Raw genomic sequence first — 13,691 nt, forward strand, 5'->3', positions numbered from 1 at the left:
TTCAGCTTATCACTGACAGCTTAAAGAATTTCACTCTGGCTCGTGACGATCTTGCTTACGAGGCCATAAGCGACAGCTTCTTCAGCCGTCATCCAGTGGTCACGCTCAGTGTCTTTCTTGATCTGCTCAAGAGACTTACCAGTCGCATTCGCGAAGATCTTGTTCAGACGCTCACGCATTTTGATGATTTCACGCGCCTGAATTTCAACGTCAGACGCCTGACCACCAACACCGCCTCGTGGTTCATGAAGCAGGAAGCGGGTGTTCGGCAGGCAGAAACGGTTCTCAGGTTTCGCAGATGCGTAGATCAGCGCGCCAGCAGAGGCGACCCAACCTGTACCAAGGATTTTCACCGGCGCAGGCACGAACTTCACCATGTCGTGGATCATGTCACCGGATTCTACGTGGCCACCCGGAGATGACACAACCAGCAGGATCGGGTCCTGGCTTTCAGCAGACAGGGCAAGAAGGCGTTCGCACACACGGCGCGCCAGCTTGTCGTCAACACCACCTGTCAGCAGGATCGTACGAGCTTTAAAAAGCGCCTGCTCAAGAAAGCTGTTCGGTTCGGCAATCGGTGTGGATTCTTCTTCTTCGTCGAGGCGATACATGCAAACTCCAGATTTTTTTTATAGGTGTGACGTTGAACCCTCTACGTCAATGCCCTTCAAAAGCCATTAACGCCTGAACTTCACAATTCAGGGCACGAATCCGGTCCGCACCACCCAGTTCAGGCAAATCAATTACAAAAGCAGCCGCTACAATTTCAGCTCCGGCACGACGAAGCAGCTTGATCGCCGCCTCTGCAGTACCGCCCGTCGCGATGAGGTCATCAACCAGAAGCACACGCTCGCCGGGCTGGATGGCATCTTCATGGATTTCCATTTCATCCACGCCGTATTCCAGCTCATAGCTCTCTGTCATGGTTTTCCATGGCAGCTTGCCCTTCTTACGGAGCGGAACGAAGCCCGCTGACAACTGGTGAGCCGCTGCACCGCCCAGAATAAAGCCGCGCGCCTCAATACCCGCAACCTTGTCGATGCGCGTACCAGCATAAGGCTGAACCATCTCGTCCACAGCACGGCGGAATGCGCGCGGCTGGCCAAGCAGGGTCGTCACGTCACGAAACATGATGCCCGGTTTCGGATAGTCCGGAATGGTGCGGATAGTGTCTTTCAGGTTCATTAGCGTGGTTTCACCAGTTTAGAATTTCGGGTCAGTATATCGGCCCTGCCTAGCATTGAAAGTGGACAGAGTCCCCCATTCAGGGGAAGTCACAAATTTCCATTTGTGGCAGACCTTCGGTCAATGGAGGGCTTAATGTCGAAATGTCTGAAATCAGGCGCTATCATTGCATTCATGATCGCGGCAGCCGCTGTATCCGCGCAGGGACAGGAGCAAGAAACGCCTGCGCCTCTGGACTATTTCTCTGAATATCCTGGCGTCTATTCGGGCAGTTATATCTGCGCCAGTGGCGAGAACGGCATGACGATATCCTTCGATACGATTGAAGATATTCATGCGGCAAACATGCCGCCATCTGCAGGTGTTGAAGCAAGGCTGTGGTTTTATGATCTTGCCAGCAATCCCGGTCATCCATCAGGCGCGTTCACATTGAGCGGAATCTACAGGTATGACCGACTCGAAGCCGAACCGACCGGCTGGCTACAAGAGCCTGAAACGAGCTGGGGGTCTGCAGGTATTGAGGGCGAATTCAAACGCGATCGAACAGGGCGTATGACCTTTTCCGGGCGACCAACAGGCCGCGGCACATCTGCTTGCGAAACCTTCACGCTCTATCGTCTGGAAGGCTTATAGCGCAAATCACAGCTACAAAGAATCTTAATCCTACTGCATTCCTCCACAAGAGTATCTGCTGAAAATCTTGCTTTTGTTCTTTATTTGTTCTTTTTTGTTTCCGCGATTAGCGGAGCCTTGCCATGCAAGAGATCGGGCTGCGCCAACCTGAACAAGTTGAGCGCCTTTATATTGATTTTGACAGCTTTTTTGCGAGCGTTGAGCAACAACTACGTCCAGAATTGCGCGGTCGGCCCGTAGGCGTCCTTCCGCTTAATTCCAGACATACCTGTGTGATTGCTGCGAGCTATGAAGCCAAAAATCTTGGCATAAAGACAGGCACGTCCGTCACCGAAGCTAAAGAGCGCTGCCCTGATATCGCCTTCCCTATTGCCCGACATGATGAATATGTCCGTCAACATCAGAAGATTTTGGAAGTCGTTGGCGATCACCTTCCTATCCTGAAAGTCTGGTCGATTGATGAAGTCGAGTGCGAACTTATCGGCCGCGAGCGGGTCAACTGCCTACAGATTGCCAGAGATATCCGGACTGACCTCGCTGAAAGAGTCGGTCGCTACATCACGCCTTCTATCGGCATTGCTTCCAACCAGTTTCTCGCCAAAGTCGCCGCCGAAATGGAAAAACCCCAAGGGCTCGTCATACTTACCCCAGACGATTTGCCCGGGCGGCTGTTTGATCTGGCGCTGGATGATTTACCCGGCATTGCGCAAAATATGCTCGCACGGTTAGAACGCTCTGGTATCTCCAGCGTGGAAGCACTCTGGAATCTCTCTCCCAAACAGGCCCGCGCTATCTGGCATAGCGTAGAGGGCGAACGGCTATGGGCACAATTGCATGGATTTGCCGTCTCTCGTGAAGAGACAGTCCGGCGCATGTTCGGGCATGGGCGTATGCTGTCCTCAGACTGGCGTACAGCAGACAAGGCTTTGAGTTGCGCACGGCTTCTTACTGTGAAAGCAGCCCGCCGCATGCGCAAAGAAGGTTATGCAGCATCCATATTTTCTCTCTCACTCATGACGACGCAAGGCAATAGATGGCATAGCAATTGCGCTCTGCCCCCGAGCATAGATGATCAGACATTTATTGAAGCGCTAAACCGAATGTTTGCGTTGGGCCTAAACCAAACTGATCGTAAACCATTCAAAAGGGTTGCCATCACGCTACATGGGCTGGTGCCTCAGACGGCACGGATCAACGATCTGTTTGAGAGCGCCTCCGCACGCCTTAAGCGCGAACGCCGGGAGATTCTTATGGCGGCGATGGACAAGCTCAATGCACGCTATCAATCCCATGTCTTGGGCATTGGTATTCGTCAGGAGCCTCCCGGCGGTTATGCTGGCGCTAAAATTGCCTTTGGCCGCATCCCCGATCTGGAGGATTTTTAAACTTAATCAATATCTTGGGGCATCCAATCTTCAACTTCGATAGTTCGCTGTAAATATCCGCGAAACCTGCAAGCATCAGCACCTGTCTGCGAAGAACAGTATCAGCCGGACAGAGCTACAGAACAGGGCATATGACGTTTTCCGGGCGCCCGACAGGCCGTGGCACATCCGCGTGCGAAACCTTTACGCTCTATCGTCTCGAAGGCCTCTGATCAGGCCTCGTCCGGCGGAAGATAGTCCTCAATCACCCAGTCTTCATCCGCTGCCATGACTTCCCATTTCAGAAATTCCGGCTGGGCGAGCAGAAGATCGCAATAGTCCTGAAATTCCGGCTCAAGCTCGATCGCAAATGTACGGAACCGGCTGGCAACCGGCGTATAGAACGCGTCCGCAATGGACCAGTCGCCAAAAAGGAATGGCCCGCCGGACCGGTGAAGCGCCATGCCCCACCCAATCTTCATGCGGGCAATCTCTGCATACACCTCATCAGAGAGCGCTTTGCGAGGCTTGTGATCACGGCCGAGATCCATTGGAAGTTCGCGCCGGATCGGCTGGAAGCCTGCATGCATCTGACCGGCCAGCATACGCGCCATACCGCGCGCGACCTCATCCTTTGGCCAGAGCGATGGCACTTGTTCTGCGGCCCATTCGCTGATCGCCAGACTGTCTGAAATAGACTCGTCGCCCAGCATAAGCGCAGGCACGAGGCCAAACGGAGAGACTTTCCTCACCTCTTCGCGGAATTTGTCCGTCCGCAGCGGATGGAACTCCGCTGTGTACTCGATACCAGCACGTTCCAGCACCAGATAAGGGCGCATAGACCAGCTGGAGTAACGGGCATTACCGAGAATCAGGTGAGGCTTCGTCATCTTAGAGCACCCGCCCGGCAACAGCATCCAGCTTCGCCATAAGCTCAGGGTTACGAACGTCAGCAGGCGTCATGATCGCAAAGTCGAGGCAGCTCTCAATGCCCTGCGTACCGTTCGTACGCGGTGTACCCTGAAGGCCAGCGCAGAGCGTCTTTATCAGCTCTTTCGCGTTGGACGAGTTCGCCGCCATAATTTTGAGAACGTTCTCTACAGAAACATCGTCTTCTTCTTCGTGCCAACAGTCATAGTCGGTCACCATGGCGACAGTCGCGTACGGGATTTCTGCTTCGCGTGCGAGCTTGGCTTCCGGCATGTTGGTCATACCGATCACATCACAACCCCAGCTGCGATAGAGCTGGCTTTCGGCGTAGGTCGAAAACTGCGGGCCTTCCATGACGATATATGTGCCGCCTTTATGGCAGGTCGCGCCCACAGCCTGACCTGCCTCGTAAGCAAGCTGCGACAGGCGTTCGCAAATCGGGTGCGCCATGGAGACGTGCGCCACACAGCCGTCACCGAAGAAGCTCTTCTCACGCGCAAAGGTGCGATCAATGAATTGATCGATGAAGACGAAATGGCCCGGCGCATATTGCTGCTGAAGCGAGCCAACCGCCGAAATAGACAGGATGTCTGTCACACCTGCGCGCTTCAGAACATCAATATTGGCCTGATAGTTCACATGGGTTGGCGACAGGCGGTGGCCTTTGCCATGACGTGGCATGAAGACGAGTTCGACATCGCCCATATTGCCGCGCATCACGCTGCCGGACGGTTCGCCCCACGGGCTGGAAATCTGCTCTTCGCGCGCATTCTCAAGGCCGTCAATTTCATAAAGGCCGGAACCACCCAGAACGCCCAGAACCCATTTCGACATATCGTCATCCCACGCTTTTATTGCTTTAAGTCCGTCCTATTCCCTGCACCGGAATGAATGGAAGGTCCAGACACCTCACAGAGAGATTGATAATTTTGCGACGTCGGTCAGAGCGTTGCGGCGTGACGGGCCAGCCCTTTGGCGACGGCGCTGAAACGGTCATTGTCCAGCATGGTCGCGTGCGCGAACTGGCTCACAAAATGACGCTCTACAGCCGGAATAAGCGTCGAGCCGCCGACCATCAGAATGTCCGTCACCTGATGATGCGTGACGCCAGCGCTTTTGAGGCACTCCTGCGCGGCAACATCCATGGCTTCGATCGTCTCGGCGATCAGCGCATTGAATGCTAGCTGCGCGACAGTATGGCTGAGATCAGCCCTTGCAGCCCTGTACTTGAACTCAGCCGTATCTGCGGAGCTGAGGTCAATCTTCATCTGCTCGACCTTGCTGGCATAGAGCCCGCCTTCAAAATTGCGGATGAGATTATCAAAGGCGCGAAGGCCCGGGCTTTGCGGACTATGCTTGACCAGCCAGTCAATCTCGCGGCGCATATTCGGCAGATAGAGCATGTTATGGCTCTTCCAGTCCGACAGGGTCACGTAAGGTGCGACAGGGACTGGCAGCCCATTTTCCGAGAGCGTTTCCAAGCGCCCGAATAGCGGTGTCAGCTCGAAATAACTGAGGATGCGGTCAAAGTCGTTGCCGCCCAGATAGACGCCGGAACTCGCCAACACATCAAAGCCTTCATTGTCGTCGCTGACGCGCACAACGGAGAAATCCGACGTACCGCCACCGATATCTACGACAAAAGCGAGGTTTTCACGCCCGAGCGGAAAATCGACCGAATGCGCAGCAGCAACCGGCTCCGGCATGAACGAAACATCTTTCACGCCGATTTCCTTCAGGCAGGTTTCGAGCACATCCTGTGCGCGTTTATCCCTCGCGGGGTCTGTATCGTTGAAGGAAACAGGACGTCCCTGCACGACCAGATCAATGCTGTCTTGCGCAGTCTTCTCAATCTGATGAATCGAGCGAGCAAGGAAGTCGGAGATAACCTTCTGGAACGGGATGCGACGGCCATCCAGCTGTGTCGTGTCTTCAATCAGCTCAGTGCCGAGGATTGACTTGATAGACCGCATCAGGCGGCCCTCTTCTCCCTCGGAGTAAATCTCAAGCGCTGCGTTACCGATGGTGAAGCTGCGCGTTCCGGCTTCGTAGAAAATAGCTGTCGGGATAGAGGTTTCGCCCGGCTCAATCTCGGTCAGACGAATATCTTTACCATGCACGGCAGCGATCGCTGTGTTGGATGTTCCAAAGTCAATGCCTGCGCGCATATCCGCCTCCCTGAACAACCAGCCTAGCCGTAAAAAACCGCCCGTAAACAAAGAAGGCTGCGATCACTCGCAGCCTTCTGAGATTTCTTATTGCTGGAGCAGCCTAGTGCTCAACATTCCGCCAGATTGCCTTGTAGGAGAAGTATACAAGGATCGCGAGGAAGAAGAGATAAATCATCACGACGAGGCCGAGAGACTTACGGTTTTCCATTTTCGGCTCTGACGCCCAAGCGAGGAACTGAGAAATGTCGTAAGCGATCTGCTCCTGAGTAGCTTCTGTGCCGTCCATATAGTCAACGCGGCCGTCTGAAAGTTGCGGAGGCATAGCGAGGTAGCCACCAGCCGGTGCGTGGCGAGGGTCACCATCCCAGTTACCAGACGTGTCGCCCGGGAAGTATGGGTTGTAGTACAGGCCAGCAGGCTGCGTCAGAACACCGTGAGAGTGGTCGTCATTGAAGTGTAGCTCATCGCCATACTCACCCTGGAACTCTTCATAAGAAGGGTAACCTGTCATGAGACGGTAGATATAGTCTGCGCCACCTGGACGCGCTTTCACGATAACCGAGAAATCCGGAGGGATCGCGCCGCCGTTAGCTGCAGCAGCAGCCTGAACGTTCGGATACGGGCTCGGGAAACGGTCAGCCGGACGACGCGGGCGAGCAACTTCATCACCGTAATCGTCGATTTCAGTGATTTCGTACTGGCGCGCGAATTCAGCTACAGCAGCTTCAGTCGCTTCCGGGTCGTCAGCATTGTAGAACGGACCGCCTGGCTCACCGAGGTTACGGTAAGACAGAAGTTCCATTGAGTGACACGCCGCACAGACTTCGGTGTAAACCTGGAAGCCACGCTGGACAGATGCCTGGTCGAATTTGCCGAACACACCTTCAAACGGCCAGTCCGGCAGCGGAGCATCGCCTTCAGACAGTGGCATGGTGCCGCCGGCGGCCATAGCGGCTGGAGAAAGCCCGAGAAGGGCAAGACCAGCGAGGCAGGCTTTAAACGCTTTCATAAAGGCCTCTCCTTATTCAGCTGCTACGGCGTCAGCAGAGCCGTTAGATTTGTGGATAGAGTCTGCGATGGACTCTGGTTCATCCTTCGGACGCTCAATCAGACCAAGCAGCGGAATGATGATCAGGAAGTATGCGAAGTAGAGGAATGTCAGAAGCTGAGCGACTGGCAGCCAAGTCAGACCGTGGTGCTTCACAGTTGCCTCAGCCGTTGTGCCGGACGCTTCTGCAAATTCCACTGCATCTTCATAGTGTGCGAAGTCGACAATCACACGCTCTGAATTGCTGGACACGATCTTACCGTGGTGAGCTTCTGCAACAGCAAGTGCTTCAGGAGCTTCTTCCAGAGACACTTCATAACGGAGTGTGTCTTCGCCAGTCTTGATCACGATGTCGTCCGGGTTAGACGCACCAGCAACACCCAGAAGCAGGCAGACAGCTACGAAGCCAAGGAAGAACTGACGAGCCAGCGGACGGTAACGCAGAGAGCGTACCTTGGACGTGTCGAGCCATGGCAGAACGAAGAGAACTGCAATCGCACCAAACATCGCGATAACACCACCGAGTTTCGCAGGGATCGGACCGATGTCGAACGTGATCGCACGCAGGATCGCGTAGAATGGAAGCAGGTACCACTCCGGAACGATATGCGCAGGTGTCTTCAGCGGGTTGCCTTCAATGTAGTTGTCAGCATGGCCAAGAACGTTCGGCGCATAGAAGACGAAGCCAGCGAAGATCATCAGGAAGACGATGATCGCGAAGCCGTCTTTCACCGTGTAGTACGGGTGGAACGGAACTGTGTCTTTCTTCTCGTCTTTGACGTCTACGCCAGTCGGGTTGTTGTTGCCCGTTGTGTGGAACGCCCAGATGTGAAGGATCACAACACCTGCGATCATGAATGGAAGCAGGTAGTGGAGAGAGAAGAAGCGGTTCAGCGTAGCGTTACCGATAGATGGTGCACCCTGCAGCCAGATTTTGATCTGCTCACCGACCAGTGGAATAGCACCGATCAGGTTTGTGATAACGGACGCGCCGTGCAGAGACATCTGACCCCATGGGAGAACGTAGCCCATGAAGGCTGTACCCATCATGAGAAGGTAGATGATAACACCGAGGATCCAGCTGATCTCGCGCGGAGCTTTGTAAGATCCGTAATAGAGGCCGCGGAACATGTGGATGTACACCGCAAGGAAGAACATGGAAGCGCCGTTCGCGTGGATGTAACGGATCAGCCAGCCATATTCGACGTCACGCATAATGCGCTCAACGCTCGCAAACGCCATGTCGACGTGTGGAACGTAGTGCATTGCGAGAACGATACCGGTGATGATCTGTGTGACGAGGCAGACCGCGAGGATCGCACCAAACGTCCACCAGTAGTTCAGGTTTTTCGCTACCGGAAAACCTACAAAAGAATCATGGACCAGACGCACGATCGGAAGACGCGCATCGATCCATTTCTCAATGCCGGTACCCGGCTTGTATGTGGATTCATGTCCGCTCATAGGAGCTCCCCATTCGTGCGGTTAGAGTGAGATCGTGACGGCAGAGCCGTCCGCATTGTACTCGTACGTCGGAACCGGAAGGTTCGTCGGCGCAGGACCTTTGCGAATACGACCTGATGTATCGTAGTGTGAACCGTGGCACGGGCAATACCAGCCACCGAACTCACCAGTGTTGGAGCCTGGGCCAACCGGTACGCAGCCAAGGTGTGTACAAGAACCGGAAACGACCAGAATGGCCGGGTTCAGTGTACCGTCAGCGCGCGCAACCAGACGTTCTTCGTCAGTTTGCGGGTCAGGCAGGTCGCCAGCTTCTACGGATTCTGCGGCTGCAATTTCTGCCGCTGTACGGTGGCGGATGAAGAATGGCTTACCACCAATCAGCACACGAATCTCGCCGCCCTCAGGGATATCCGTAATCGGAACCTCAAGGCTTGAAGCTGCGCGTGTGTCCAGCGCCGGAAGCATTTGAGCGATGAATGGCCACGCCAGTGCGCCCGCTCCCCCGGCTACTGCTGCACCAGCAGCGATGTGGATGAAATCGCGGCGGTCTTCATCAACCGTCTCTGTATATGTCTCGTCAGTCACGTTGCCATGCCCTCACAAATCGGCTTTCTGGTGGATGCCATAGCATAACCATTTTCCGTTAAAAGACTTTGCGGCGCAAAGTCGCGCAGAAATTCCATGGAATCCCAGCCCAAGATGAGAGAAGCCGATACATTGCGCCTGACTTTCTATCAACCTGATATTCCGCAGAATCTTGGAACAACTATAAGATTGTCCGCATGTTTTGGTATAAAAATGGATATAATTGAACCCTGTGGGTTCCCTTTAACGGCAAAAGCCTTAAAGCGCGCCACCCTGGACTACGGCAATTTGGCGCAGGTGAATCGCATCGATTCTGCCGAAATTTTCTTCGACGACGCAAAAAAGGCCGGTGATCGGGTGGTTCTTTTCACGACAAAGGGCGCCGTTCCCCTACAGGATTTCAAATTCCATCCCGGCGACCGGCTTTTATTCGGCAGAGAGAGCGCAGGCGTTCCCGATGACGTGCACGAACGCTGCGATGCCCGCGTTTATATTCCGCTTCAGGAGGGTACGCGGTCTATAAATGTCGCGACGGCAGCCGCAATTGGTACTTTTGAGGCTTTGAAACAGCTCGGCTCTCTGCCAGAACCTCTTCCGAACACATAATTTGCCCCGCGCAGGACATTTGAATGACTGACCAAACGCTCGAAACCCGCAAAGACCTTGCTCGCACATGGTTCTCCGCTCTGCAGAAAGATATCATTGCGGAACTGGAATCGCTTGAGGATGAGGTCATGCCTCCTCTCTTTCACGGTGAGCCTGGCCGGTTCGAAATGACGCCATGGGCGCGGGCTAAAGGCCCTAACGGCGAAGATCAGGGTGGCGGCGTGATGGGCCTCCTCAAAGGCCGCCTGTTCGAGAAAGCCGGTGTCCACTTCTCTGAAGTCTACGGAAAATTCTCTGAAGCCTTCGCGGCGCAGATTCCGGGCGCGGACAAATCAGACGGCATGTTTTGGGCGAGCGGCATCTCACTGATTGTTCACCCGCGCAGCCCGAAAGTGCCTGCCGTTCACATGAACACCCGCATGCTGGTCACATCAGACAGCTGGTTTGGCGGCGGCGCCGACCTGACACCGGTGCTGGAAATACAGCGTGATCAGGATCACCCGCTTGCACAGCAGTTCCACGTAGGGATGAAAGACGCGTGCGACAAGCACAATCCGGACTATTATCCGAAATTCAAGCAATGGTGCGACGAGTATTTCCATCTCCCACACCGCGACGAGCCGCGCGGTATTGGCGGCATTTTCTATGACCGTCACAATTCCGGAAACTGGGAAGCCGATTTCGCCTTCACCAAAGATGTCGGCCTGTCCTTCAAGAAAACGTATGCCGAAATTGTGCGCCAGACCTACGAACAAAGCTGGGCTGAAGCAGAGCGCGAAGAGCAACTCGTGCGCCGCGGTCGCTATGTGGAATTCAATCTTCTTTATGACCGTGGAACGACGTTTGGCCTGAAAACCGGCGGCAATGTGAATTCAATTCTGTCGTCTATGCCGCCTGTCGCGAAATGGGTTTAGTGCCTGCTCTCTTTCCACGGCAAAAAATCGTCTTTCCACTCGCGAAATAAGGGAAATTACTTGTTTGGTAATGGAACCATGCGACATTCCGCACATATTATTTCGAAGTTTCAATAATGTGAGCGGCAGACGTGACCACACAGGCTGTAAAACCACGCAATAATAAACACGGTTGGCTGAGCGATTTCGTTATCGTTCTCGCGGTTGTGATCATTGCGGGTGCTGGTGCGCTGGTCAGCGGCGGCGAAGCAGACCCGTGGTATCAGGCGCTGAACAAGCCTCCGTTTAACCCGCCGGGTTATCTGTTCGGCATTGTCTGGCCTGTGCTTTATTTTCTGATGGCCGTTTCCGCGATCATCGTTCGCCGTCAGGTGAGCTATATTGAATACGCGCCGACGACCTTCGGAATTTTCTATCTCCAGCTCTGCTTTAATGGCGCGTGGAGCTTCCTGTTCTTCTTCTTCCATCGTCCGCTCTGGGCACTGATTGACCTGACCGGGCTCTGGTTCATCATCATCGCCATGATGTTCCACTTCGGAAAATATTCGAAGTTCGCAGCGTTCCTTCTGCTGCCATATCTCGGCTGGGTGACGTTCGCCGCTTACCTGAACGGCATGATCGTCTGGCTGAACTAGTCAGACAAACCGTCCATTGAAAATCCGTTTGCGATCCAGCGCGCTTCAAGCTCGCGCAGGCGTTCACCCATGGCTGGTCCGGGCTGCACACCCTGCTTGATGAGATCGCCGCCCGTTACGGGAAAAACAGGTCGCTCCCAGCTCTCTGCCGTTTCAAGGATGGATGCCCAGCGGCCGTCCTGATCACCCGACCAGCGCCAGATGATCTCATCACGCGCTGTCATCCGTCCCATAGTGTAGAGCACGGCTTTAAGGTCATGGCCTGTGAGGTCCGCGGAAAGCTTTCCGGCGTTTTTGGCGAATTCGACAATACGGTCTTGCTCCAACCGCGACATGCGCAGGCGCGATGCTACCGCTTTCACAGTGTCCCGATCAGGCTGCAGAAAACAGAGGAAGCGTTCAAACCCTGAGAGCTTAAGCCCTGCCCCCGCTTCAATGCGAGCCGCACCGCTCAAACGCTCAATGCCCTCGGTCTCTGGCAAAATCTGCGCGAGCACCCCTGCCCCATCCATCGCTTCTACGGCGGCGTAAGGCGATGGCGCCTCCATCAAGCGCAAAAACTCTTTCCAGATTCGCTCTGCCGCGATTTGCTGAAGACCGTCTTTCAGGCGCGCACAGGCTGCTAACCCGTCTGGATCAATTCCGCCCGCATACCAGGCCGAAAACCGAAAGAACCGCAGATTGCGAAGATGGTCCTCACGCAGGCGCATATCCGGTTCGCCAATGAATATGATTTTCCGCGCCTCAAGGTCTTCCAGACCACCACCCGTCGGGTCATGCACATCGCCCTGCATATCGGCGTAAAGCGCATTCATCCGGAAATCGCGGCGCGCGGCGTCTTCTGCCCAGTCCTTCGTAAAAGCGACCACCGCACGGCGCCCGTCTGTTTCCACATCCCGGCGAAGCGTGGTGATTTCGAAGGGTTCGGAATTGGCGATAGCGGTAATCGTGCCATGCTCATAGCCGGTCGGGATGGCGCGAATACCCGCAGCTTCCAGCGCGGCTATGGTTTCGTCAGGCTCCAGCTGTGTCGCGATATCAATATCTGTGACGGGTTCGCCAAGCAGCGTGTTACGAACACATCCGCCGACAAAGCGCGCACCAGAGGGGCATGCCGCCTCAAGCGCCGCCATCACACGCCGCGTGGCCGTCTCAGAAAACCATGGCGCACGACGAATACTGGTCGTCATTCGCCAACGCCGGTGTCGCGCGGCTCATACGTGACATTCTCGTCGATTTCACCGGCACGGCGTTCTACCTCATGACGCCGGCTATCAATGCTTGCGTTCTCACACGGGATCGTACGGCTCGGCACAAGTTCGCCATTCTCAAAGCGCGGCGCTGTCGTACAGGTGCGCTCGTCGCGCGGCTCTTTGAAAAACAGGAAGAGATAAAGCGCCATCGACATCGCAAAACCGGTGATCACCAGCGCGATGATCGGCCATGGCTCACCCGGCTCGCGTCGGTTAGCCGTCGATAAGCGGTAAACCGCAAACAGGGCCAGCGGCAGAAAGATCAGTACAAGCTGAACAATAATTCTGATCATATCGTCTCTTCCTCGCAATACAGGCGCTCATAAAGGGCACGAATCACGCCCGCCGTCACACCCCATATATAGTGTCCGTTATGCGGCATTTCGAAATATCTGTGCCGGCGACCTTTCCATTCGACTGACTTTTCCTCGTGATTGGCGGGGTTCATCAGAAATGAGAGCGGCGTTTCAAACACATCATCGACTTCATGCGGGTCCGGTTTTGCAACGAAGTCCGGAGGCAGAAGCCCTATGACGGGCGTAATGCGAAAGCCGGTGCGCGTCAGATAAAGCCCCGACCGGCCCATCAAAGTGACCTCTTCCGGCTCCACGCCGACTTCCTCATTAGCTTCACGCAGCGCCGCGTCGACCGGGCATTCATCATGCGGATCGACCTTGCCACCCGGAAAGGCCACCTGCCCAGGATGTTTGGCCATGGTTTTGGGACGCTCTGTCAGCACGACATTCAGTTCTCCGCCGCGATCCACAATGCCGATCAGCACGCCCGCATCGCGCAGATTGTCCATGTCATCATCATCAAGGTGAATAACATCGCCGCCTTCCGGCAGGTCGAAATCGCCATAAGCAGGGATAAGGCGCGTCTCTAACCGCGCCATGAAATCCT

Annotated in this window: 16 protein-coding genes; 5 read left to right on the forward strand and 11 right to left on the reverse strand. The window is 54.9% G+C overall.

Annotation, left to right across the window (positions count from 1 at the left end; all coding sequences use genetic code 11):
- Positions 1–20: 20 nt before the first annotated feature.
- On the reverse strand, positions 21–611 hold the full coding sequence (locus G523_RS0100700) for an ATP-dependent Clp protease proteolytic subunit (protein WP_022693089.1): 591 nt from the start codon (positions 609–611) through the stop codon (positions 21–23).
- A gap of 46 nt (positions 612–657) precedes the next feature.
- Positions 658–1,185, reverse strand: coding sequence for an adenine phosphoribosyltransferase (locus G523_RS0100705; protein WP_022693090.1), 528 nt, complete (start codon positions 1,183–1,185; stop codon positions 658–660).
- A 135-nt stretch (positions 1,186–1,320) separates the two neighbouring features.
- Here G523_RS0100705 and G523_RS0100710 point away from each other — a divergent pair, with 135 nt between their 5' ends.
- Positions 1,321–1,818 carry a hypothetical protein gene (locus G523_RS0100710; RefSeq protein ID WP_027441336.1) on the forward strand — a complete coding sequence of 166 codons (498 nt, stop codon included), beginning with the start codon at positions 1,321–1,323 and terminating at the stop codon, positions 1,816–1,818.
- Positions 1,819–1,940: 122 nt separating this feature from the next.
- Positions 1,941–3,203 carry a Y-family DNA polymerase gene (locus G523_RS0100715; RefSeq protein ID WP_022693092.1) on the forward strand — a complete coding sequence of 421 codons (1,263 nt, stop codon included), beginning with the start codon at positions 1,941–1,943 and terminating at the stop codon, positions 3,201–3,203.
- Between the two features lie 212 nt (positions 3,204–3,415).
- Here the strand turns inward: G523_RS0100715 and G523_RS0100725 are convergent, their stop codons facing one another.
- The 6 genes from G523_RS0100725 to petA form a co-directional block, all read right to left on the reverse strand.
- Positions 3,416–4,072 carry a glutathione S-transferase gene (locus tag G523_RS0100725; RefSeq protein ID WP_022693093.1) on the reverse strand — a complete coding sequence of 219 codons (657 nt, stop codon included), beginning with the start codon at positions 4,070–4,072 and terminating at the stop codon, positions 3,416–3,418.
- A gap of 1 nt (position 4,073) precedes the next feature.
- The gene (locus tag G523_RS0100730) at positions 4,074–4,946 is read right to left on the reverse strand and encodes an S-methyl-5'-thioadenosine phosphorylase (protein ID WP_022693094.1); all 873 of its coding nucleotides are present in this window, start codon (positions 4,944–4,946) and stop codon (positions 4,074–4,076) included.
- 107 nt (positions 4,947–5,053) lie between these two features.
- Positions 5,054–6,280 carry an Hsp70 family protein gene (locus G523_RS0100735; protein ID WP_022693095.1) on the reverse strand — a complete coding sequence of 409 codons (1,227 nt, stop codon included), beginning with the start codon at positions 6,278–6,280 and terminating at the stop codon, positions 5,054–5,056.
- Between the two features lie 103 nt (positions 6,281–6,383).
- Entirely contained in the window at positions 6,384–7,292 is a 909-nt protein-coding gene (locus G523_RS0100740) for a cytochrome c1 (protein WP_022693096.1), read from the reverse strand.
- 12 nt (positions 7,293–7,304) lie between these two features.
- The gene (locus G523_RS0100745; protein WP_022693097.1) at positions 7,305–8,795 is read right to left on the reverse strand and encodes a cytochrome b; all 1,491 of its coding nucleotides are present in this window, start codon (positions 8,793–8,795) and stop codon (positions 7,305–7,307) included.
- 21 nt (positions 8,796–8,816) lie between these two features.
- On the reverse strand, positions 8,817–9,380 hold the full coding sequence (gene petA / locus G523_RS0100750; protein ID WP_022693098.1) for a ubiquinol-cytochrome c reductase iron-sulfur subunit: 564 nt from the start codon (positions 9,378–9,380) through the stop codon (positions 8,817–8,819).
- Positions 9,381–9,476: 96 nt separating this feature from the next.
- Between petA and G523_RS0100760 the strand changes: the two genes are divergently transcribed.
- The 3 genes from G523_RS0100760 to G523_RS0100770 all read left to right on the forward strand — a co-directional run bounded on the left by G523_RS0100760 (position 9,477) and on the right by G523_RS0100770 (position 11,535).
- On the forward strand, positions 9,477–9,986 hold the full coding sequence (locus G523_RS0100760) for a tRNA (cytidine(34)-2'-O)-methyltransferase (protein ID WP_022693100.1): 510 nt from the start codon (positions 9,477–9,479) through the stop codon (positions 9,984–9,986).
- 23 nt (positions 9,987–10,009) lie between these two features.
- A complete protein-coding gene (gene hemF, locus G523_RS0100765) occupies positions 10,010–10,900 on the forward strand; it encodes an oxygen-dependent coproporphyrinogen oxidase (RefSeq protein WP_022693101.1) in 891 nt (296 codons plus the stop codon).
- Between the two features lie 131 nt (positions 10,901–11,031).
- Positions 11,032–11,535 carry a TspO/MBR family protein gene (locus G523_RS0100770; protein WP_022693102.1) on the forward strand — a complete coding sequence of 168 codons (504 nt, stop codon included), beginning with the start codon at positions 11,032–11,034 and terminating at the stop codon, positions 11,533–11,535.
- Here G523_RS0100770 and G523_RS17295 read toward each other — a convergent pair.
- From G523_RS17295 to G523_RS0100785, 3 genes are read right to left on the reverse strand one after another with little or no spacing between them, the layout of a single operon-like run.
- Positions 11,532–12,725: a CCA tRNA nucleotidyltransferase gene (locus tag G523_RS17295; RefSeq protein WP_022693103.1), complete on the reverse strand. Its 1,194-nt coding sequence runs from the start codon at positions 12,723–12,725 to the stop codon at positions 11,532–11,534. The genes G523_RS0100770 and G523_RS17295 overlap by 4 nt on opposite strands.
- Positions 12,722–13,081, reverse strand: a complete 360-nt coding sequence (locus tag G523_RS0100780; RefSeq protein ID WP_022693104.1) for a hypothetical protein — start codon at positions 13,079–13,081, stop codon at positions 12,722–12,724. The genes G523_RS17295 and G523_RS0100780 overlap by 4 nt, the downstream gene beginning before the upstream one ends.
- Positions 13,078–13,683 carry a CoA pyrophosphatase gene (locus G523_RS0100785; protein WP_022693105.1) on the reverse strand — a complete coding sequence of 202 codons (606 nt, stop codon included), beginning with the start codon at positions 13,681–13,683 and terminating at the stop codon, positions 13,078–13,080. Before G523_RS0100785 ends, G523_RS0100780 begins: the two co-directional genes overlap by 4 nt.
- Positions 13,684–13,691: the final 8 nt, after the last annotated feature.

It is taken from the genome of Ponticaulis koreensis DSM 19734, assembly GCF_000420665.1.
Taxonomy (GTDB): Bacteria; Pseudomonadota; Alphaproteobacteria; order Caulobacterales; family Hyphomonadaceae; genus Ponticaulis; species Ponticaulis koreensis.